A 20,178-nucleotide genomic window follows, 5' to 3' on the forward strand; every position below is an offset into this window, starting at 1 on the left:
CGACGGGAAAGGCGGGGATGGGCCGGAGCCCCTCCCCGCCGAACTCGGACGGTGAGTGTCAGACGGTGCCCCAGAAGGCATCCTCTGCCGAGCCGTCTTCGGAGAACAGGTGGACCTCGACGATCTTGCCGTCCCGGACCGTGAGCAGGTCGATGCCGGCCATGTCCATCGAGGCCGCGGTGTGGCGACCCGAGAAGCGCACCGGAACGGCGACGAAGTCGCCGTTGACCATCATGGTGCCGGTGACGGCGATCTGGAAGCTGCCTTCGGAGACCTCCATCATTCCGCCGAGGAGAGCGCCGACGCCGTCGATCGACACGTGGTCGCCCGAGAAGCGGTTGTGGCCCGGCTGGTGCCAGACGACCTCGGGGCTGAGCAGGCCCATCGCGGCGGGGACATCGCCCGAGGCGAGCGAGGCGAAGTAGGTCTTGGCGACGGCGGCGGGGGTGGGAGTGGTCATGAGGGTGTCCGTTTCTCTTCGGGGGAGGGTTCTGAGATGATGGTTACAGATGGTAACTTGTTACCTCAACGTAACTAAGGAAAGTCGGTCATGACTCAGCCCGTCTGGAACGTGATGCTCGCCACGTGCCCGTCGCGAACGTCGCTCGCGCGCATCGCCAACAAGTGGACGGCGATGATCGTCATCGCGCTCAGCGACGGTCCGCTCCGCTTCGGTGAGGTGCGCACTGCGGTCGGCGGGATCAGCGGCAAGGTGCTGGCCGACACTCTCCGCGAACTGGAGCGCGACGGCATCGTCTCGCGCACCGCGTTCGATCAGATGCCACCTCGGGTCGACTATGCGCTGACGCCGCTCGGTGAGACGCTCCGCGAGCCGCTGACAGCCCTGGGCCAGTGGGCCGAGTCGCACATCGAAGAGGTGGAGGTGGCGCGAGCCGCCTACGACGAGGGTTCGCCGGGCGCCGCATCCGCCCCGCTCCGCTGATGCGCGCGGTCGTCGAATGGTGGGACCGGCGGCAGGTCGCGCTCTACCTCTTCGCGCTCGCCGCCGGCGCCGCTGTCGGGCTCGCGCTCCCGGGAGCGGCTCCTGCGCTCGAGCACGCGATCGAGCCACTGCTGATGCTCCTTCTGTTCGCGACCTTTCTCGGCGTACCCCTCATCGAGGTGGGGCGGGCGTTTCGCGACCTCCGCTTCGTCGGCACCGTGCTCGTGGCGAATTTCGTGGTCGTCCCGGTCATCGCCTGGGGCCTGTCGAGGTTCGTCGCAGACGACCGCGGGCTGCTCTTCGGGGTGCTCCTCGTGCTGCTCGCACCCTGCATCGATTACGTGATCGTGTTCACCGGGCTCGCCGGAGGGGCGCAGTCCCGGCTCCTCGCCGCCACACCACTGCTGATGCTCGCGCAGATCGTCGCACTTCCCGCCTACCTGTTCCTGTTCACGGGTGGTGGCACGCTCGGCGCGATCGATGCCGGGCCCTTCGTCCGCGCGTTCGTGCTTCTCGTCGTGATCCCGCTCGCAGGCGCCGCGATCGTCCAGGCGGTCGCGCGGCGGCATCCGGGTGGCGTGGTCGCAGAGAACGTCATGGCGGGGGCGATGGTGCCGCTCATGATGGCGACCCTCGCGGTCGTCGTCGGCTCGCAGATCGCGGTCGTGGGCGCCGAGGCGGTCGCGCTGCTCCGGCTCGTGCCGCTGTACGCGGCGTTCGTCGTGCTCGCCGTGACGATCGGGGTGATCACGGGTCGTGTCGCCCGGCTCGACGCCCCCGCGACGCGGGCAGTGGTCTTCTCGGCGGCCACCCGCAACTCGCTCGTGGTCCTCCCGCTCGCGCTCGCGCTGCCCGACTCGCTGCGCCTGGCGCCGTTGGCGGTCGTCACGCAGACGCTCGTCGAGCTCGTCGCGATGGTCATCCTGGTGCGCGTCGTCCCGCGCCTCGTTCCTTCGGGCGAGGGAGGGCGGAGCGCCTGACCCCTCGCGCCGGCGCGCCGGCGGCGGTACCGTCGGCCATGGCCATCGTCTTCCTCCGCAGATTCGCTCCGCTGCTCATCGGCCTCTCGGGGTTCGCCGGCATCCTGGTGGCCACCGCACTGTCGGCGCCGGCGTGGGTCGTCGGTGCCGTGCTTCTCGCCTCGATCGGCCTGGCCTCGGCGGCATCCCGGCCCGTGAGCACGCGCCGAGCCGAGAGCGCGCCCGAGCTCTACGCCTCTGACGGCTACTCCGATGCGTACCTGGGGCGGTCAGCGCCCACCCATCCGACGATCGACACTCGGCCGCTCGCACAGTACGGCCCCGGCCTCCCCGCTGATCCGCTGCACTTGCCCGGCGACGGCGCAGCCGACCGCGGCGACCGCTGAGCCGGATGTCGGTCGCCTCCGCCAGGCTGGATGCGTCCCGTCACCCCGTCAGGAAGGTCGTCATGTCGCGTTCTCAGGGCACCGAGCTGCAGGAGCGCGCGGCCGCGCGGGCGCAGGAGCTTCCCGGCGCTGAGCTCACGCATCCGTTCGGACCGGAGTGGGACGTGTTCAAGGTGCGCGGCAAGGTGTTCATGCTGCAGACGGATGCCACCGGTGAACCTCTGGTGACGCTCAAGTCCGCACCTCGTGATGCGGAGGCGCTCCGGAGCGAGTATCCCGAGATCACGCCCGGTTACCACATGAACAAGAAGCACTGGATCTCGCTTCACGGGGGAGGCGGGCTCGACGGCGAGTTGGTCGACGAGCTGGTGACGGAGTCGTACCTCCTCGTGGTCGAGGGCCTGCCCCGTCGGCTGCGCCCCGTCGGCTGCGCCCCGTCGACCCCGCGACGTTCGCGCAGGGCGGCGCGTAGACGGCTCCGCATTGGTCAGTGGTCGATGTATAGTCACTGTGTGCTGACTCTTGCTTCGCGCCTGGATGTGATGAACCGGCTGGGCCGGGCGATGGCCGACCCGACCCGCTCCCGGGTGCTGCTGTCCCTTCTGGACGCTCCGGGGTATCCGGCGGAGCTCGCCCGTGATCTGAACCTGTCTCGGACGAACGTGTCGAACCATCTCGCGTGCCTTCGGGGCTGCGGACTGGTGGTCGCCACCCCCGAGGGGCGACGCACGCGGTACGAGGTCGCCGACGCCCATCTGGTGCGGGGACTCAGCCAGCTGCTCGACGCCGTCGTCGCGGTCGACGAGGGTGTCGCCTGCGCCGACGACGGGTGCGACTGCTGCGCTGGCGATTCCGACGACGGGATCGCCGCGCGCGTATGAGCGAGGAGTGCTGCGGGCCTGCTCGTTCGCCCGGCGATGAGCCCGCCCGCTCGGCCCCGGCCCTGCCGGAGAAGAGCGTCGCTGCGCGCAGCCCGTGGTGGCACGACCGGGCACTGCTGCCCGCGGCCGCCGCGGGAGTGCTGGTGATCGCCGGCTACGGCGCGGAGTGGTCGGGCGCCGAGGGGCCCGCCCTGGTGCTGCTGTGGGCAGCGCTGGTGAGCGGCGCCTCGACGTTCGTCCCGGGTGCCGTCCGCCGCCTACTCGCGGGGCGACTGGGCATCGGCCTGCTGATGACGATCGCCGCGGTGGGGGCGGTCGCCCTCGGACACGTGGGCGAGGCGGCGACGCTCGCATTCTTGTTCTCGCTGGCCGAGGCGCTCGAGGATCGCGCGATGGACCGTGCCAAAGAAGGTCTTCGCGCCCTGCTGTCGCTGATCCCGGTCACCGTCACGGTGTCGCGGGGTGGAACCGACATGACCCTGCCCGCGGCGGAGGTTCGCGAGCGGGATGTGCTCGTCGTGGGCGCGGGCGAGCGGGTCGCCACCGATGGTGTCGTCGTCGCGGGGAGCTCGAACCTCGACACCTCGGCGATCACGGGCGAGTCGATTCCGGTCGAGGTGCACCCGGGTGACGCCGTCGCCGCGGGGTCGGTCAACGGCTCCGCGACGCTGCGCATCGAGGCGACGGCCGACGGACGCGACAACTCGCTCACCCAGATCGTCGCCTTGGTCGAGCAGGCACATGCGCGAAAGGGGGAGCGGGCCCGGCTGGCCGACCGCATCGCGCGGCCCCTCGTGCCGGCCGTGCTCGTCGTCGCCGCCCTGGTGGCGCTCTATGGTCTCGTCGTGGGCGACCCCGTGACGTGGGTCGAGCGTGCGCTGGTCGTCTTGGTCGCCGCCTCTCCGTGCGCGCTCGCGATCGCCGTCCCGGTGACGGTCATCAGCGCGATCGGCTCGGCGTCGAAGTTCGGCGTCGTGATCACGTCGGGGGAGGCGTTCGAGCGCCTCGGGACCATCCGCACGGTGGCTCTCGACAAGACCGGAACCCTCACGCGCAACGAGCCGTCGGTCGTCGGTGTCCAGGTGCGCCCGGGGTTCACCCGGGAGGCGATCCTGGTGTGGGCGGCCGCGGTGGAGGCATCCAGCTCGCATCCCCTCGCCGCCGCCATCACGGCCGCCGCGCCTCGGATCGCTGCCGCGAGCGGCGTGATCGAGGAGGCGGGCCACGGCATCACCGGCCTCGTCGAAGGACGGTCGGTCAGGCTCGGCAACACGCGGTGGCTCGACCCCGGCGCGCTCGGCGCGGCCGCGTCGGACATGGCCGGTGCGGGCATGACCGTCGTCGTCGTCGAGGTCGACGGAACGGTCGCCGGGGTCATCGGGGTGCGCGACGAACTGCGCCCCGAAGCGGCGGAGACGGTGCGCCTGCTCGCCGCTCAGGGGATCGATGTCGTGATGCTGACGGGCGACAACGCTCGCACGGCGCACGCCGTGGCGAAGGATGCCGGGATCACCCGCATCCGTGCGGAGCAGCTGCCCGCAGACAAAGCAGCCGCGATGAGGGAACTCGGAGCTCACGGGCCGGCGGCGATGGTCGGTGACGGCATCAACGATGCGCCGGCGCTCGCCACGGCGACGGTGGGTATCGCGATGGGAGCGAAGGGATCGGCCGCGGCCATCGAATCCGCCGACGTCGCGTTCACGGGGCATGACCTTCGCCTGATCCCGGGTGCGCTGGCGCATGCGCGTCGCGGCCGGCGCATCATGGCGACGAACATCGGTCTTGCGCTGGCCATCATCGTCATCCTCTTCCCGCTCGCCCTCTTCGGTGCGCTCGGGCTGGCGGGAGTCGTCCTCGTCCACGAGGTGGCCGAGCTGGTCGTCATCGTGAACGGCGTGCGCGCCGCCCGTCGCCCGGATGCGCTACGTCAGGGGGAACCCGCGGACGCTCCGCGCGAGGCGCTACCCGCGTGATGGCTAGTGTCACGGCACCGCCGCGTTGCCGAGGCTGCCCGTGACGTAGAGCGCCACGAACGCCACGACGAGCAGGGCGACGATGACGACGACCGCGAGTGCGACTCGGTTGCTCATGGGGTTCATCCTCCACGATGCGACCCGGATCGTCACCCCGCACAGAGCTTGCGCCTTGAGAGGCGGAGCGATCCCGGTCAGCCGCCGAGCGGTGTAGCTCGCCGGGGATGGTCCGATAGCCTCGCCGCATGACACCCCCGAAGGCCCCGGCACGAAACGCGGAGTTGACCCTGTTGCTCGGCCTGACGGGGGTCGCATTCGCCGTCGGGCTCGTCGTCTTGCTAGCGGGCCTGGTGGACTCGTCTCCGGGCTGGGATGACGCGTCCGACGAGGGGGTCAGACGTTCCGTGCAGGTGATCTGCGGTGCCGCGGTGATGGCGCTGGGATTCGTGAGCATGGTGGGGGCGCTCGTGCTGATCGGCGTCCAACGGATGCTCGGCCGCCAGCCGTAGTGCACCGCGGCGCCGGCCTACCGACGCTCGACAGCCCGTTCTGCGCCGTCGACGGCAGCGCCCCCCACTTCCTGCGGGAGATCTGCGAGGTTACTTTCGCCTATGCCGAGGCCGCCGAGGGCGAATCGCCTTCCTCGCGCAAGCGGGGTTCCCTCCGCAAGGCGGGCCGGAGTCCAGACTTGTCGGAGTAGAACGCGCGGATGGCGTTCATGTCGGCGCCGACGTCGCCGGTGAGGGCGAGCGTCGGTCCCAGCCCTGTGGTCATGGTGGTGCGATCTACGTAACCGAGCGTGACGGGGAGGCCGGCCTCGCGGGCAATGCGGTAGAAGCCCGACTTCCAGTAGCCTTCGCCGCCCCGTGTGCCTTCCGGCGTCACCACGAGGCCGAAGACCTCGCCGCCGCGGATACGTCGGACGAGGGCGTCGACCACCCCGGCGGGGTTCGCTCTGTCGACCGGAATACCGCCGATCGAGCGCATCAGCGGGCCCCTCCAGCCGCGGAAGAGGCTCTCTTTGCCCAGCCAGCGGAACCGCATGTTGAGGCGCCAGGCGATGGCGAGCATGAGCACGAAATCCCAGTTGGAGGTGTGCGGCGCTCCCAGGACAACGGTGGGCCGGGTCGGCGCGGGCTCGGTCGCGAGCGTCCATCTGCTGAAGGTCCAATAGACCCGGGCGATGAGTCGGAGCATTCGGCAACCGTAACGCTCGTGCGCCTTCCCCACCTCTCGTTGACATCGTTGCGGCGCCGGGTCGGCTCTCAGGTTCACGCGGTACCCTGGCAGTGATAGGCGGATTTCTCGTTCGTCTCGCCCCGGCTGCGTGGTAACAGTCGGGGCTTTTTCTCGTCCGGGCGAGGTTGCTGCCGCTACTCACTTCCGAGCCGACGAGGGCCACCCGGATCGAGAGGGTGTCACCCTGCGTGAGAAGTGACGTGTGGAGGGGCTGACGGGAATCGAACCCGCGCTATCTGCTTGGGAAGCAGAAGTTCTGCCATTGAACTACAGCCCCGAAGCCTCGAAACTATCGGGGCCAGGGGGCCCGATCAAGGCTCGGTGCGCACTTTCGCGCGCATGACGGATGCCGAAACGGGCGCCCATCAGCTTCTACCTTAGCCGTTCGCGTCGCGAGCTCCGGTCTCGGGGTCACCGCCGCCCCGCGCCGAAGTTCCGCAGCCGGAGGCTGTTGCCGACCACGAGGATCGACGACAGCGACATGGCCGCCGCGGCGATCAGGGGGTTGAGGAGGCCCGCGGCTGCCAGGGGGATCGCGGCGATGTTGTACCCGAACGCCCAGAAGAGATTGCCCCGGATGGTGCGGAGCGTCGCCCGCGACAGGCGCACGGCCTCGGCGATGACGCGCAGGTCGCGGCGGACGAGGATGATGTCGGCGGACTTCAGGGCCACATCGGTGCCGTTGACTACCGCGAGACCGAGGTTCGCCTCGGCGAGGGCGGCGGCGTCGTTGATGCCGTCGCCGACCATGGCGACCTTCCGCCCGGCCGCGCGGAGTTCGGCGATCACGCGCGCTTTGTCGGCCGGGAGCACGCCGGCGCGGACGTCGGTGATGCCGATCGCCTCGCCGATCTCGCGGGCGGCCGCCTCGTTGTCCCCCGTGAGGAGCACGACGTCGAGCTTCTCCCGTCGGAGTGCCTCGACGGCGGCGCGGGCGGAGGCGCGCAGCTGGTCGGCGACCCCGAACACGGCGACCGGCGCCTCCGCGGTGAACAGCACGACCGGCGACGCACCGCGCGCGACGACCGCGGCCGTCGCCGCCTCGACGACCTCGGCCGATCCGAGCACCTCCGCAGCCCATGCCGGATTGCCGATGGCCGTCCACGTGTCGCCGTCGAACGCTTCGACACCGCGCCCGGGCACGATGCGCACGCCCCGCAGTGCGGCGGCCTCATCGATGTCGGCGGCGGCGTACGACCGGATCGCCGCGGCCACCGGATGCTCGGAGTTCTGCTCGAGGCCCGCGGCCAGCTCCAGAGCGCGTCGTCGATCGCTTCCTGAAGCGACCGTCATCGCGCTCACCAGCATGGTCCCGGTCGTCAGGGTGCCCGTCTTGTCGAGCACCACGGTGTCGATCGACCCGGAGGATTCGAGGGCTCCCTGGCTCTTGATCAGGATGCCGAGCTGCGCGCCTCGTCCGACGCCCACCATCAGGGCGGTCGGCGTCGCGAGGCCGAGCGCACACGGGCAGGCGATGATCAGGACGGCGACGCCGGCACTGATCGCGTGACCGGCATCCGCTCCGCTGAGGAGCCATCCGGCGGTGACGAGGATCGCGACCGCGATGACGGTGGGGACGAAGACCCGCACGATCCGGTCGACGAGGGTCTGCACGCGCGCTTTCGTCTCCTGGGCGCGTTCGGCGAGTGCCGCCATCTGCGAGAGCTGCGTCCGCGACCCGACGGCGGTCGCGGTGATGACGAGCAGGCCATCTCGGTTGACGGAGCCGCCGATCACCGCGTCGCCCGCGCCGAGTTCGTGGGGCACCGGCTCGCCGGTCATGGCGCTCGTGTCGACGGATGCCCACCCCTCGACGATCCGCCCGTCGACCGGGACGATCTCGCCGGCGCGGACGATCACGGTCTCGCCCACGGTCAGGTCATCGACGGCGATGTCGAGTTCGCTCTCCGCGCGGCGCACGCGTGCCGTGGTCGGAGCGAGTGCGGCGAGAGCGGTGAGCACGTCGCCCGCCTTGCGGCGTGAGCGCGCCTCGAAGTAGCGCCCCGCGAGCTGGAACGTCGTGAGGCCGGCGGCGACATCGAGGTAGATCGCGTTGGCCCCGGGAGGCGTCGGCCCGTATCCGATCCAGTACCCGGCCGATTCGGTCCCGAGCAGGATCGTGATCACCGCCCATCCGAACGACACCACGATGCCGAGCGAGACGAGCGTGTCCATGCTGGTGCCGCCGTGGCGGAGGTTTCTGAGGGTCGCCCGGTGAAAGGGCCATGCCGCCCACGTCACGATCGGCAGGGCGAGCAGCACGCACAGGGCCTCCCAGAATGGGAAGCGCAGCCCGGGCACGAGCGCGAGCACGAGCGTGATGTCCATGAGCGGCACCGTCAGCACGGCCGAGACGATCAGGCGCCGGCGAAGCGACGTGATGCGGGTGGCGTTGGCGCGCTGGGTCCACTCGTCGTCGGAGGCGACGCGCAGCTCGGCGTCGTATCCGGCCTTGCGCACGGCCGCCACGGCGGTGTCGGCCTCGAGCGATCCGCTCGAGGCGACGACGGCGGTCTCGGTCGCGTAGTTGACGACCGCGGTCACGCCGTCGATCCGGTTGAGCGCCCGCTCGACCCGGCCCGCGCAGGCCGCGCAGGTCATGCCTCCGACGTTGAGTTCGAGCGTCGTCGTGCGATCGGTCTGCTCGGTGAGCGTCATGAGGGTGTCCTTTCGCGCGGGCCGGTCGTCTGATCACGCTGAGTGAGCCGGTCGAGCATGCGGTTGTAATCGTTGAACTCGTCGTCGAGCTCCGAGTCGAGGTGGCGGTCTTTCCGGGTCGCCTCGCGCTGATCCTGGCGGGCCCACTGGATGCCGAGCGCCACGATCACGATGACGAGGGGTACCTCGCTGCCCGCCCAGGCCACTCCGCCTCCGACGTACTGAGAGAGCATCAGGTCGGGCTGCCACTGGGCCTTCAGCGTCAGGTAGAAGTTCTCCGCGATCGGGGTGGACGCCATCATGAGGATCACGCCGAAGAAGGCATGGAAGGGCATGGCGGCCAGCACGAATGCGAGCTTTCCGACCGGGGGGAGGGGGCGCGGGGGACGGTCGATCCCGATGATCAGGCTGTAGAAGAGGTATCCGACGATCAGGAAGTGGATGTTCATGGCCTGGTGGGCCCAGTGGAACCGGATGATCGTCTCGAACAGCCCTGTCAGGTAGAGCGCGTAATACGAGCCGACGTACAGGACGAAGATGATGATCGGGCTGTAGAGCACCCGCAGCACCGACCAGTTGAGCAGGGCGGTCAGCCATTCGTGGGGGCCGGCGGGCTCGTCGGGTCGGTGCGGCGCCGTCGCGCGGAGCAAGAGCGTGACGACGCCGGCCATCACGAGCAGCACCGGCGCCAGCATGTTGAGCGCCATGTGCACGATCATGTGGATCGCGAAGTCCGATCCCGAGTAGACCCCGAGCCCCGAACTCGTCGCGACCGCGACGGTGAGCCACCCCGCGACCCACGCCACGGTGCGCCCGACGGGCCAGTGGTCTCCCCGGCGGCGCAGCCGATTGACGGCGAGCAGATAGACCCCGACGGCGACGATGCCGACCGAGACGAGGAGGATGTTCGGGCGCCACGTCGTGGCGAGCGTGGCGAGGGTGGGCTCCGCCGTCAGGTCGAACCCGAAGAAGATCGACATGATCGTGCTCGGAGCGAAGTACTGCGGCGGCGGCACCCGGTCGAGTGCCAGGGTGAGTCCGAGGAGGAGACCGGCGAGCGCCGATCCGGCCCCCAGCAGGATGCGGAGGGAGGCGTCGCGCAGGCGACGTCGCCGGATCCATCCGGCGAGAAGCACCAGCCCCAGCAGTGCAAGAACCGCGGCGCGGAGGGTCAGCAGCAGCCAGGTCGGGTTTCCCTCCGCCGGCCCCGTGAGTTTGAAGGGGATCAGCACGGCGTCGGCGAGGGCCGACACCAACCAGAGGGCGCCGAGCATCCCCGCCAGGCGGCGAAGCGTCGCGATGCGCAGCAGCCGCCCGGTCGCCACGCGCCCCGACATCGCCCACAGCGTTCCGCACATGACGCCCATCGCCACGGTCTGGAGGGCACCGGCATCCGAGCCGAAATCGTGGCCGTGGCCGACGAGGATGTGACCCACGACGACGGGAGCGAGGGTGCCGATCAGCGCGCACCACAGCGGAACGAGCAGGGAGGTCCAGCGGTCGCCCAGCAGCAGGATCAGGAAGGCGATCGCGGCGAGCACGGCGCTGATGCCCCACGCCTTCGGGAAGTCCGACGCATCGATGAGGTACGCGAGCGTCCCCGGCCGCACGATGCTCGTCAGAGGTTGACCGTTCTTGTCGGCGGCCTCGATGACGACGAGCGCCCCCGAGGCGACCATCCACGTCCCCGAGGCGGCTTGGGCCCAGCGCAGCTCGGGCTCACGTGCGATCACCGCGCGGTCGCGGCCGGGCGTCGCCAGCAGGAAGAGCATCGAGACGAGGCATCCGAGGAGGATCCACGCCGACGCGACCGCGAGAGTCTGGACGACGGCGGCGACGACGGTCGTGCCGGCGCCGGGAAAGCTGAGGGCGATCGAGACGTAGGCCTCTTCGCCGTACCAGACCCCCACGGCGACCGGCAGGGTGAGCGCCGTCACAGCGATGACTGCGATCAGGGCGGCGATCACGCCGCGATGACGACGGACGACCGGATGCCGGTACGCCTTCAGCTCCGTGGGGGCGGCGACCTGTGTCACGGCCCGACGTCGTAACCGACCTCGCGGATGGCCGCTCGCGCGCGGACGTCATCGAACGCGTCCGCGTGCTCGACGACGGCCTGGGCCTTGTCGAGGGAGACGACCACGGACGACACGTCGGGAAGATCGGAGAGGGCCTCGGTCACCGAACGCACGCAGTGCTCGCAGGTCATGCCGGTGACGGGGATCAGGGTGGTGGTCAATTCGGCTCCTCGGGACGGGTGATGACGCATTAACTCTACATCGTGTAGCGAGGGTGAGGTCTACTCGTTGTAGGACTCTGTGTCCCGTACACTCCAGGTGGAGGTGGCCATGTCAGGAACCCGAACCCGCGCCCCGGGGGAGCTCGAGGCGGAGGTGCTTCGCATCCTCCGCGCATCCGCGAACGCCATCGGCGCTCGCGACGTGCAGTCCGCCTTCACCGCCAACGTGCCGGCGTACACGACGGTCCTGACCGCTCTCGATCGTCTCGTCGAGAAGGGCGAGGTCGAGCGCGAGGTGCTCTCGCCGCGCAAGATGCGCTTCCGTGCCGCGCGATCGGCCGTCGAAGATGCGACAGCCACCATGCGCGGCGCCCTCGACTCGATCGAGGATCGCGGCGCCGCCCTTTTGAAGTTCGCAGGTGACCTCGACGAGGAAGACCTGGCCCTTCTGCAGTCCGTGATCCGCGCCCGCAAGTAATGAGCGTTGTCGTCGGGCTTCTCGTGGCGGCGGTGCTCGTCGCCTGGCTCGCGCCGAGATTCCTGACCGCCGGACGCTGGCAGCCGCGCCGCCCGCGGCTCGCCCTCGCTCTGTGGCATCTCACCCTTCTTCTGGTCCTCCTCCTCCTGCTCGGCGCGACGGCGGTCGCCGTCGGACTTGCGGCCTTCGATGCGACGCCCGGTGAGGGTGGCTCCGAACCCGTGGCGATCATCGGGTGGGTGCTGCTGCTCGGCCTCGGCGGCGCGATCGTGTCGCTCTCGGTGGGGTCGGAGGGGGCGTTCGACGATGCCTCCGCCGTGCTCGACGAGCTCCACGCCGTCAGCCACGAGGAGAGCTGGTCGAGCGACGGCACGCGGATCCTCACCTTCGACGTGTCGATGCCGTTCGCATGTGCCGTGCCCGGCCGTACGCCCACACTCATCGTCACCGCCGGTCTCCGCGCACTGCTCTCCGACGAGCGGTTCGAGGCCGTCCTCGAGCACGAGCGTGCCCACCTGACCTACCGCCACCACCTCGCGATGGGTATCGCGCGTCTCTACGCCGGATGCCTTCCGCGCACCCGGACGGCGCGATCGCTCCTGCGGACGACCCGCCTGCTCATCGAGTTGATGGCCGACGATGCGAGCGCGCGCCGCGTCGGCGCCGTGCATCTCGCGAACGCGCTCGCCCAGGTCGGCGAGGTCACCGGCGATGCGAGCATGATCGCCCGGGCGGAGCGGCTGACCCTCCGGCGGTGGGCGCCGGCGCGGCATCTCGGCGAACGCGACGCCGCGCCCGCCCACGGGCGCCTCGCGCCGTAGCCGCACCGCCGGGGCGGTCGCCGGTCAGACGCTGCCGAAGGCGCGCCGCAACCGCGGAATCCGGCGGACGATCAGCTGATCGAAGGCCAGGATCACGAGCACCGACAGACCGAACAGCGGCAGGAAGACGCCGAGCGCGATGACGGCGACCAGCAGCAGTCGGTTCGCCAGCAGTGGCAGTCGGGCGCGGGGTGCGACGATCCCGGTCGCGGTGCCGCGTCGCTTCCACCACATGATCGGCGCGGACACGCACATGAACAGCACCGCCAGGCAGAACAGCGTGGTGAGGATCATGTTGACCGGGCCGAAGCGCCGGCCCTCGTGGATGGCGATCCCGTTCGCGACGACCTGGGCGACGGCAGAGTAGTCGTCGTAGCCGTAGACGGCGACCGGCGCGCCCGAGTACTGATCGACATGGACGGTCTTCTGCAGTGTCACGTCTGCTTCTGCGGGATTGCCGTTGTTCGCCCACTGGTATCCGTAGACGCTGAACACGCCGCTCTCGCCCTCGGGATACGTGATGAAGTACGGCTCGGGAGCACCTTCGCCGCGGCTCGCCGCCACGGCGGCGTCGATCGACACGGGTGTTCCCGATCCGGTGCTGGTGCCGGCAGGGAGCCCTGCCACCTCCCAGCCCGCGGGGCTCGACGAGCCGTTGCCTCGCTCGATCTGCGCCTCGACCGTCGACTCCCCGCCCGGATCGTCGGCCCACAGCGAGCCTCCCGAGGTGCCTGCCACGCTCTCGGCTGCCGACCCCCAGACGCCCGTCCAGGGAAGACCCGAGACGACGAGCATCAGGATGCCGAGTCCCACCGGCAGACCGACGAGAGCGTGGAGGCTTCGCAGCCGCGCCCCGCGGGTTTTCTTGCGGACTGCTCCGCGGCGGGGCTTTCGGCCGAGGAAGAAGATGAGGAACCCGGTGACGGTGAGGACGATCGCCCACGAGGCACCGAGCTCGACGATGCGGTCGCCCACCTCGCCGTCGCCGAGGAGGAGGTCGCCGTGCACGCGCTCGGCCCAGGTCGAGACCAGGTCGTCCTCGCTGAGGTCGCCGGTGACGGCCGCCCGGAACGGGTCGACATAGATGTTGCGGCTGACGTCGCCGAGCTCCGTCACGAACACCGTCGCGCGGTCGCCCGAGTTGTCGGTCGCCGAGATGATCTCGCGATCGGGGAAGGCCTCCCGCACAGCGGCTTCCTGGGCCGACAACGGCAGCCGCTCGGCATCCGCTGCAGCCGACACCGTGAGGACGCCCGGGTGTGTCCAGGCGTCGACCTGCGCCCGGAACATGTACGTCATGCCCGAGACGGAGAGGGCGAACAGCACCGGGATCACGATGAGCGACCCGTAGAAGTGCCAGCGCCAGAACGCGGCGAACCAGTTCGTCCGCCGCGGCGCACGGGCGGGTCGTTCAGAGGCGGCAGCCGGGTCGGCTTTCGCCGCGACGTCGACGTTCATGCGGACTCCTCGAATCGGGATGCGGGCGCGCAACGTCAGTGACTCTACAACACGTAGTAGTAATGTGAACTCGTGATCGCCGCTCCGTGGGACCTCATCCTCACCCTGACCTTCGCTGCGACCGGGCTCCTCTGCGTGCTCGGTCTGGTGCAGGACCGGCCGACCGGCGCGGACGGCACCCTCTCCGACGAGGCGCTCATCCACGTCGGTCATCTCGTGATGAGCATCGCCATGATCCTCATGGTCTGGGTCATGGTCGACGATGTCGTCACCTGGGCGCAGGTCGCGATCTTCGCCATCGCGGCGGCCTCGCTGGCGCCGGCCTTCGCGCGCAGCGAGTCGGTGGCGCAGCGCACGGATCTCATCGGGCACGTCGTCTTCCACGCCGCGATGATCTGGATGCTGGCCGCGATGCCCCTCCTCATGGCCGGCGCTCCGGTGTCGGGTGAGGGTGGCGGCCACCACCATCACGCCGAAGCGGGGGCGGGCCCTGCGCTCACCGCGACTCCGGCCTGGGCCGACGGAGTGAACCTCGTCTTCGTCGCCCTGTCTGCCGCGGCGGCGGGATGGTGGTTGGTCGGCATGTTCCGCGGGTCGGCGCGCCACCGCATCCATCTCGGCTGCTTCTCGCTCATGGGAGCCGGAATGGCCGTGATGCTCGTCGTCATGAACGTGTGACCGTGAGCCCGGTCAGGGGGAGAGCACGCCGACCAGGGCGATCATCGCCGGCATGGTGACGATGGCGATGACGGTCTGAAAGCCGGTGATGGTCGCCATCAGGCGGGTGTCGCCACCCATCCGCGTGGCCAGGACGTAGGCGCTCGGCGCTGTGGGCACGGCGCAGATGAGCACGATGCTCTGCAGCATCGCCCCCGAGACGCCCAGGGGCAGGGCGATCGCCATCGCGGCGAGCGGCAGCACGATCAGCTTCAGCGTCACCGCGAGCGACACGTCGAGGAGGTCGCGCCGGCGGAACGTGAGGTGCAGCGCCGCGCCGGCGATGAGCGTGCCGCAGGCGAGTGCGGGTGCGGAGAGCATCTCGAGCGGTGCGATCACGACCGGAGGAAGAGGGATGCCGAGCAGGTTCACGGTCAGTCCGATCGCGCACCCGATGATCAAGGGGTTGGTCACGAGGCTCCGCCACAGCGGGGTGCGGGTCGCCCCGGTCGGGGTGGCACCGTATCTCGACAGGGCGCTCACGCTGATCAGGTTCACGAGGGGCACGACGATCGCGCTCGCGAGGGCGAACGTGGCGACGCCCTCTCGGCCGTTGAGAGACGAGGCGAAGATGAGGCCCACGTAGGTGTTGATGCGGACCGCGCCCTGCACCAGCGACGTCAGCTGGGGTCCGCCGGCGCGAGAGAGGCGCGCGGCCGCCCATGCCACGCCGGCCACCGCGAGGATCGGCGCGACCAGGCTGAGAAGCAGAGGGCCGGGGGCGATGGCATCGAGATCGGCCCGGCCGATCGACGTGATGAAGAGCGCGGGTGTGAACACCCAGTAGCTCATCCACGAGAGCCCCGCCCAGAACCGCTCGTCGACGAGGAACCTGCGACGCAGAAGCGCGCCGGCAGCCAGCAGCACCAGAATGGGCACGATCGCGGTCGTCACAGTATCCACAACTCGACAGTGGTGCAATGGGTCTGTGCAGTTCAACCATGACAACATGACCGGTCCCTTCCTCGCGGCAGATCTGGTCACCCTCGCGGGGCGGGGATGGAGTGCGTCCGCGGCGGAGGAGGCGCTCGTCTCGCACCGGATCCGGCGGCCGGGCCTCACCGCTCGGGCGGCGGACGCGCTCGCCGAATGGGCGGGGCTCCTGCATCCGGTCTTCGCCGACGCCGATGTCGATCGCCGGTGCACGGCGGTCAACGGACTGCTCGACGGTGGCGCGACGCGGGCGTATCTGACGACCCACGATGCGCTGCGGCCCCACCTTCACTTCGCCGCCGACACGGACGACGTCGTCGCCCGCGTCAAAGCGGTGACTGCCGGCGGTCTGGCGCTGTTCGTCGTGGAGTCGGGGGCGTCCCGGCTCGGGGTGTGCGCGCGTGAGGGCTGCCCGGTCGCTTTCGTGGACACGAGCCGGAACGGCACCCGGGCCTACTGCTCGACCACCTGCGGAAACTACGCCGCCGTGCGCCGCCACCGGGCGTCACGGTCAGGCTGACCGCGGTCGCGATCGGGGCCGGTTGGGTGCTGGCGTAGAACTCGCGCCGAGGGCTCTACGCGGACGGTTCGACGCTGCCCGCCACTACTTGCCAACGACCCTCGATGATCGACCAAAAGCGGCGGTACATCATGCGAGCCTCGATGCGGTGGCCTCCATCGAATACGACGATGTCCACGAGCGACGATGTCCGGCCATGACCATCATGTTCCAGAGTTGACCGATGAAGCTCCGACAGCTTGTCGAATCGTGTTGCACCCGAGGCATGAGCATCGAGATCGGCTGCACGGCCCATCACTGACTCGACCGGCAGTTCGAAGGCCAGGCCCTCGTATAGCAACTCGCGAAGATGGCTCACGTCGCCACCGCGCATGGCTTGGTGAAGGGCATCCTGGGCTTGGTCGATGGAGCGCCCTTGATCGTCCCGTGTCGTCATGCGACAAGGCTAGTGTGCGGTTTCCACAGACTGTGATTGACCCGAAAACGATCGTTTTCGACCCATCGCTGTGGCTCGCTCGTGTGCACCGCCTGAAACGTGGGTCGATACCGATGGTGCGGTGACCGGTTCGGTGAACGATCGCGCGCCCCGCGACGCAGTGCCGGGGGCAGCGAGTTGGACGTCACAGCTAAGAGATCTGGGCAACGCCTTCTGCGGCGATCTCAGCAAGGCGGTAGTCGCGGGCCTCTTCGTGCGCAGTGATGGTGACGACGGCGGAATGGACCTCCGAGATGTAGACGTATTGCCCGTACAGACCGTCGAGTCGCCAACCGTCGTGGGGACCGTCCCACGCTCCGAGTCCGTACCTTGCCCAGAAGGATGGGCCGCCGGTGTTGGTCCATCGACCGTGCATCGAGCGGATCCAGTTCTCGCTGATGAGTCGTTGATCGCCCCAGACACCGCCGTCGCGAAGGAGCCGACCTATTCGTGCGAGTTCGTGAGTGCGAAGTTCGAGGCCGCTGCCGCTGACGATGGCGCCGCGCGGGCATCGGTGCCATTGCGGGTTGTGGATGCCGAGGGGTTCAAACAGTCTCGGCATGAGCCAGTCACGGACATCGCCCACTCGAGTGGCAAGCATCCGCATCGCGGTGTAGTAGCTGGCGTCGGAGTATTGAAAAGCAAGGCCGGCGTCCCGAGCCGGCCTGCGAAGCATCTCCTGCGCGAGGTCGGCCCAAGGGATCGGCTCGTGTCCGAACCATTCGAAGTCAATCCCGCTGGTCATGGTCAGTAGCTGACGGAACGAGGTCGCTCCTGCGCCGCTTCCGAAGGTGAAGCTGGGGAAGTGGTCAGCTACACGTGAGTCCTCTTCGAGGACGCCTTCGTCGATCGCGATCCCCGCGGCCAACGCAGAGACGCCCTTCGAGACGGAGTAGAGATTGACGCGATCATCGCTTCGCCACCGATGTTCCACCTCGTCGTCGCCAACTCGAACAACCACCCCGTACGCATTCAGGCTCTCGGCTCCGATAGCCCGCACCATTCGAGCTAACGCCTGAGATGCGGGAGACATGTCAAAACAGTAACCGCGGAATCCCGGCAGGCTCGCGAGGAACCTGCCGAAAACGATCGTTTGCGGGACGTGCACGCGGCTCCTCATCGCGGCGTGCCGTAAACGGCTCCCGTATCGAAACCAGGTTGCGGGAGAAGTTGTTTCTGCCCGGAGTTTTTGGACGCGATCAGCGAGGGTGGCGTCGCTCGACGAGGATCGTGTCGCGCCACTGTCCGGCCCAGGGGCCGTAGGTCATGAGGGCGATGCGTTCTCGGTGGCCCACGCGGCGGAAGCCTGCTCTGTCGTGGAGGGCGAGGCTGGCGGGGTTCTCGAGGAAGATGCTCGACTGCACCGTCCAGACTCCGGCGTTGTCGGCAGTTCGGAGGAAGGCGTCGAGGAGTGCGGCGCCGGCACCGCGCCCGCGAGCCTTGTTCGCGACATAGACCGAGTGCTCGACCACGCCCCGGTAGACCTCACGAGACGACACCGGTGAGGCGGCGACCCATCCGATGACGACCCCGGCGGCGTCCTCGGCAATGAGCCGCCCCAGGGCGAGTTTCCCCGAGTCGAAGGCCGTCCACGTCGGCGGCTCCGCCTCGAACGTCGCGTTGCCGGTGGCGATGCCTTCTCGGTAGATGGATTCCACCGCCGTCCAGTCGGTGGCGGTCATCGCGCGGATGAGAACGTCGCTCATGGGCGCAGCGTGCGGGAGGCCTGTTCGAGGGCGTCGGTGACAACGCGGTAGTAGGCCCACCGGCCCCGTTGTTCGCGGGTGGCGAGGCCCGCGTCGACGAGCAGTTTCATGTGATGGGAGACGGTCGGCTGGGATAGCCCGACGGGCTCGGTGAGGTCGCAGATGCATGCTTCACCATCGCCGGATGCGGCGATCAGCGAGAGAAGTCGCACCCGTGTGGGGTCGCCTAGAGCCTTGAACGTGCGCGCGATCCGCTCGGCCTCGTCGGGCGTCAGCACCCCGCCGGTGACCGGCGAGCAGCACGCCGCCGCGTCGGTCGGGAGGAGGGGAAGCGTCGTGGGCATGGAACGATTCTGGCACGTCACATTGACATTCGTCGATACATCGAGGATTCTCGATCCATCGAGTTCTGTCGATGCGTGAGGAGTGAGTGTAATGGAGAGCGCGTTGCCCGTGGTTGTGATCGGTGCCGGCCCGCAGGGGCTCGCAGCCGCCGCCCACCTGGTCGAGCGAGACGTGCCGGTCGTTGTGCTGGAGGCTGGAACCGGCCCGGCGTCGGCAGTTGCCGAGTGGGGTCATGTGCGCCTGTTCTCGGAGTGGCCGGAGCTGATCGACGCGGCGGGTGCGCGGATTCTCGAGCCCACCGGCTGGGCCGCTCCGACGACGGGGTATCCCACGGGCGCGCAGTGGATCAGCGGCTATCTCGCGCCGCTTGCCACCGAGCTGGGCGAGCGCGTGCGGTACGACGCTCGGGTCGTGGGGGTGTCCCGCCTGGGCCGTGACCGTCTCGTTGATGCCGGCCGCGGCGATCAGCCGTTCACCGTGCACGTGCAGCAGAGCGATGGGGAGGAGTACCGGTTGCAGGCGCGCGCTGTGATCGATGCCTCCGGTACGTGGTCCTCACCCAACCCCGCGGGCGCGGATGGTCTGCCCGCACTGGGCGAGCGGGCCGCCGCCGAGTTGCTGTCGTACCGCATCCCCGACTTCCGCGACCGGGAAGGTTTCGAGGGGAAGCACACGGTCGTCATCGGCTCCGGGCATTCGGCAGTGACCGCGGTCCTCGCGCTGGCGCGCATGGCGCGCCGTGACCCGGACACGACGGTTACGTGGGCGCTGCGCCGCGCCACCGCCGGTAACGCCTTCGGCGGCGGCGAGGCTGACGAGCTGCCGGCACGTGGGGCGCTGGGGATCAAGGCGAAGGAGTTCGTCGATGCCGGCCTGGTGTCGCTCGTGGCGGGGTTCCGTGTCGAGCGCGTCACCACGGACGGGGACCGGCCGGTCCTGGTGGCAGAAGACGGCCGCACGCTCACCGGCGATCGCGTCGTCGTGCTCACCGGGTTCCGTCCCGACCTGTCGTTCCTGTCGGAGCTGCGGTTGGAGCTGGACCCCACGTTGCAGGCCCCTGTGCGTATCGCTGCGGAGGTCGACCCGAACGTGCATTCCTGTGGTTCGGTCGCGGCGACCGGCGCTGCCGACCTCGCCCAGCCGGAGCCTGACTTCTACCTCGTGGGCGCAAAGTCCTACGGGCGGGCACCGACCTTCCTCGCCCTCACCGGGTACGAACAAGTGCGTAGCGTCGTCGCGGAGCTCGCGGGCGACCACGATGCCGCCCGCCGGGTGGAGCTGGTGCTCCCCGACACGGGCGTCTGCGGCGGCGCCGGCCTGTTCGACGCTTCCGGTGCATCCCTCGGCGGCGCGTGCTGTGCCCCGCCGGCTCAGGTGCTCCAGATCGGGCGCGCCCCGGCCACCGTCTGACAAGACGCACGAGAGG

Annotated in this window: 22 protein-coding genes, 1 tRNA gene and 1 pseudogene; 12 read left to right on the plus strand and 12 right to left on the minus strand. The window is 69.5% G+C overall.

Going from position 1 to position 20,178, the window contains the following annotated elements; translation table 11 throughout:
- Positions 1-58: 58 nt before the first annotated feature.
- Positions 59-460: a nuclear transport factor 2 family protein gene (locus tag ACJJV7_RS12325; protein WP_405374321.1), complete on the minus strand. Its 402-nt coding sequence runs from the start codon at positions 458-460 to the stop codon at positions 59-61.
- Between the two features lie 90 nt (positions 461-550).
- Between ACJJV7_RS12325 and ACJJV7_RS12330 the strand changes: the two genes are divergently transcribed.
- The 7 genes and pseudogenes from ACJJV7_RS12330 (at position 551) to ACJJV7_RS12360 (ending at position 5,672) form a co-directional block, all read left to right on the plus strand.
- The gene (locus tag ACJJV7_RS12330) at positions 551-943 is read left to right on the plus strand and encodes a winged helix-turn-helix transcriptional regulator (protein WP_405374320.1); all 393 of its coding nucleotides are present in this window, start codon (positions 551-553) and stop codon (positions 941-943) included.
- Positions 943-1,923 carry an arsenic resistance protein gene (locus tag ACJJV7_RS12335; protein ID WP_405374318.1) on the plus strand — a complete coding sequence of 327 codons (981 nt, stop codon included), beginning with the start codon at positions 943-945 and terminating at the stop codon, positions 1,921-1,923. Before ACJJV7_RS12330 ends, ACJJV7_RS12335 begins: the two co-directional genes overlap by 1 nt.
- Positions 1,924-1,961: 38 nt before the next feature.
- Positions 1,962-2,309 carry a hypothetical protein gene (locus ACJJV7_RS12340; protein WP_405374317.1) on the plus strand — a complete coding sequence of 116 codons (348 nt, stop codon included), beginning with the start codon at positions 1,962-1,964 and terminating at the stop codon, positions 2,307-2,309.
- 62 nt (positions 2,310-2,371) lie between these two features.
- Positions 2,372-2,638, plus strand: a pseudogene (locus ACJJV7_RS12345) (MmcQ/YjbR family DNA-binding protein); the annotation flags it as partial.
- Positions 2,639-2,821: 183 nt separating this feature from the next.
- Positions 2,822-3,190, plus strand: coding sequence for an ArsR/SmtB family transcription factor (locus ACJJV7_RS12350; RefSeq protein ID WP_405374937.1), 369 nt, complete (start codon positions 2,822-2,824; stop codon positions 3,188-3,190).
- The gene (locus ACJJV7_RS12355; protein WP_405374315.1) at positions 3,187-5,163 is read left to right on the plus strand and encodes a heavy metal translocating P-type ATPase; all 1,977 of its coding nucleotides are present in this window, start codon (positions 3,187-3,189) and stop codon (positions 5,161-5,163) included. The genes ACJJV7_RS12350 and ACJJV7_RS12355 overlap by 4 nt, the downstream gene beginning before the upstream one ends.
- Positions 5,164-5,408: 245 nt before the next feature.
- The gene (locus ACJJV7_RS12360) at positions 5,409-5,672 is read left to right on the plus strand and encodes a hypothetical protein (RefSeq protein ID WP_405374313.1); all 264 of its coding nucleotides are present in this window, start codon (positions 5,409-5,411) and stop codon (positions 5,670-5,672) included.
- Positions 5,673-5,772: 100 nt separating this feature from the next.
- On the opposite strand, the gene ACJJV7_RS12365 is transcribed toward ACJJV7_RS12360, so the two are convergent.
- The 5 genes from ACJJV7_RS12365 to ACJJV7_RS12385 all read right to left on the minus strand — a co-directional run bounded on the left by ACJJV7_RS12365 (position 5,773) and on the right by ACJJV7_RS12385 (position 11,299).
- Complete coding sequence (locus tag ACJJV7_RS12365) at positions 5,773-6,360, minus strand: 1-acyl-sn-glycerol-3-phosphate acyltransferase (RefSeq protein ID WP_405374311.1); 588 nt, start codon at positions 6,358-6,360, stop codon at positions 5,773-5,775.
- A gap of 245 nt (positions 6,361-6,605) precedes the next feature.
- A tRNA-Gly gene (locus tag ACJJV7_RS12370) sits at positions 6,606-6,679 on the minus strand.
- Positions 6,680-6,813: 134 nt separating this feature from the next.
- Entirely contained in the window at positions 6,814-9,060 is a 2,247-nt protein-coding gene (locus ACJJV7_RS12375) for a heavy metal translocating P-type ATPase (RefSeq protein WP_405374310.1), read from the minus strand.
- Entirely contained in the window at positions 9,057-11,096 is a 2,040-nt protein-coding gene (locus ACJJV7_RS12380; RefSeq protein WP_405374308.1) for a cytochrome c oxidase assembly protein, read from the minus strand. The genes ACJJV7_RS12375 and ACJJV7_RS12380 overlap by 4 nt, the downstream gene beginning before the upstream one ends.
- Complete coding sequence (locus ACJJV7_RS12385) at positions 11,093-11,299, minus strand: heavy-metal-associated domain-containing protein (RefSeq protein WP_405374306.1); 207 nt, start codon at positions 11,297-11,299, stop codon at positions 11,093-11,095. Before ACJJV7_RS12385 ends, ACJJV7_RS12380 begins: the two co-directional genes overlap by 4 nt.
- Positions 11,300-11,408: 109 nt before the next feature.
- On the opposite strand from ACJJV7_RS12385, the gene ACJJV7_RS12390 reads away from it, so the two are divergent.
- Together ACJJV7_RS12390 and ACJJV7_RS12395 are read left to right on the plus strand one after the other, a co-directional pair.
- Positions 11,409-11,777: a BlaI/MecI/CopY family transcriptional regulator gene (locus tag ACJJV7_RS12390; RefSeq protein ID WP_405374304.1), complete on the plus strand. Its 369-nt coding sequence runs from the start codon at positions 11,409-11,411 to the stop codon at positions 11,775-11,777.
- Positions 11,777-12,598, plus strand: a complete 822-nt coding sequence (locus ACJJV7_RS12395; protein WP_405374303.1) for a M56 family metallopeptidase — start codon at positions 11,777-11,779, stop codon at positions 12,596-12,598. The genes ACJJV7_RS12390 and ACJJV7_RS12395 overlap by 1 nt, the downstream gene beginning before the upstream one ends.
- 24 nt (positions 12,599-12,622) lie before the next feature.
- Here ACJJV7_RS12395 and ACJJV7_RS12400 read toward each other — a convergent pair whose 3' ends face one another.
- Complete coding sequence (locus ACJJV7_RS12400; protein ID WP_405374301.1) at positions 12,623-14,056, minus strand: PepSY-associated TM helix domain-containing protein; 1,434 nt, start codon at positions 14,054-14,056, stop codon at positions 12,623-12,625.
- Positions 14,057-14,128: 72 nt separating this feature from the next.
- Between ACJJV7_RS12400 and ACJJV7_RS12405 the strand changes: the two genes are divergently transcribed.
- Entirely contained in the window at positions 14,129-14,734 is a 606-nt protein-coding gene (locus ACJJV7_RS12405) for a DUF5134 domain-containing protein (protein ID WP_405374299.1), read from the plus strand.
- Positions 14,735-14,746: 12 nt separating this feature from the next.
- On the opposite strand, the gene ACJJV7_RS12410 is transcribed toward ACJJV7_RS12405, so the two are convergent.
- The gene (locus tag ACJJV7_RS12410; RefSeq protein ID WP_405374298.1) at positions 14,747-15,676 is read right to left on the minus strand and encodes an AEC family transporter; all 930 of its coding nucleotides are present in this window, start codon (positions 15,674-15,676) and stop codon (positions 14,747-14,749) included.
- 46 nt (positions 15,677-15,722) lie between these two features.
- Between ACJJV7_RS12410 and ACJJV7_RS12415 the strand changes: the two genes are divergently transcribed.
- A complete protein-coding gene (locus tag ACJJV7_RS12415; RefSeq protein ID WP_405374296.1) occupies positions 15,723-16,226 on the plus strand; it encodes a CGNR zinc finger domain-containing protein in 504 nt (167 codons plus the stop codon).
- 55 nt (positions 16,227-16,281) lie between these two features.
- On the opposite strand, the gene ACJJV7_RS12420 is transcribed toward ACJJV7_RS12415, so the two are convergent.
- The 4 genes from ACJJV7_RS12420 to ACJJV7_RS12435 form a co-directional block, all read right to left on the minus strand.
- The gene (locus ACJJV7_RS12420) at positions 16,282-16,662 is read right to left on the minus strand and encodes a nuclear transport factor 2 family protein (RefSeq protein ID WP_405374294.1); all 381 of its coding nucleotides are present in this window, start codon (positions 16,660-16,662) and stop codon (positions 16,282-16,284) included.
- A 190-nt stretch (positions 16,663-16,852) separates the two neighbouring features.
- On the minus strand, positions 16,853-17,809 hold the full coding sequence (locus ACJJV7_RS12425; RefSeq protein ID WP_405374292.1) for a serine hydrolase domain-containing protein: 957 nt from the start codon (positions 17,807-17,809) through the stop codon (positions 16,853-16,855).
- 91 nt (positions 17,810-17,900) lie between these two features.
- The gene (locus tag ACJJV7_RS12430) at positions 17,901-18,407 is read right to left on the minus strand and encodes a GNAT family N-acetyltransferase (RefSeq protein ID WP_405374290.1); all 507 of its coding nucleotides are present in this window, start codon (positions 18,405-18,407) and stop codon (positions 17,901-17,903) included.
- Positions 18,404-18,751: a helix-turn-helix transcriptional regulator gene (locus tag ACJJV7_RS12435; RefSeq protein ID WP_229934055.1), complete on the minus strand. Its 348-nt coding sequence runs from the start codon at positions 18,749-18,751 to the stop codon at positions 18,404-18,406. Before ACJJV7_RS12435 ends, ACJJV7_RS12430 begins: the two co-directional genes overlap by 4 nt.
- A 91-nt stretch (positions 18,752-18,842) precedes the next feature.
- Between ACJJV7_RS12435 and ACJJV7_RS12440 the strand changes: the two genes are divergently transcribed.
- The gene (locus ACJJV7_RS12440) at positions 18,843-20,162 is read left to right on the plus strand and encodes an FAD-dependent oxidoreductase (RefSeq protein WP_405374288.1); all 1,320 of its coding nucleotides are present in this window, start codon (positions 18,843-18,845) and stop codon (positions 20,160-20,162) included.
- Positions 20,163-20,178 lie beyond the last annotated feature (16 nt).

This window comes from Microbacterium sp. Ld4 (assembly GCF_045066555.1).
GTDB lineage: Bacteria > Actinomycetota > Actinomycetes > Actinomycetales > Microbacteriaceae > Microbacterium.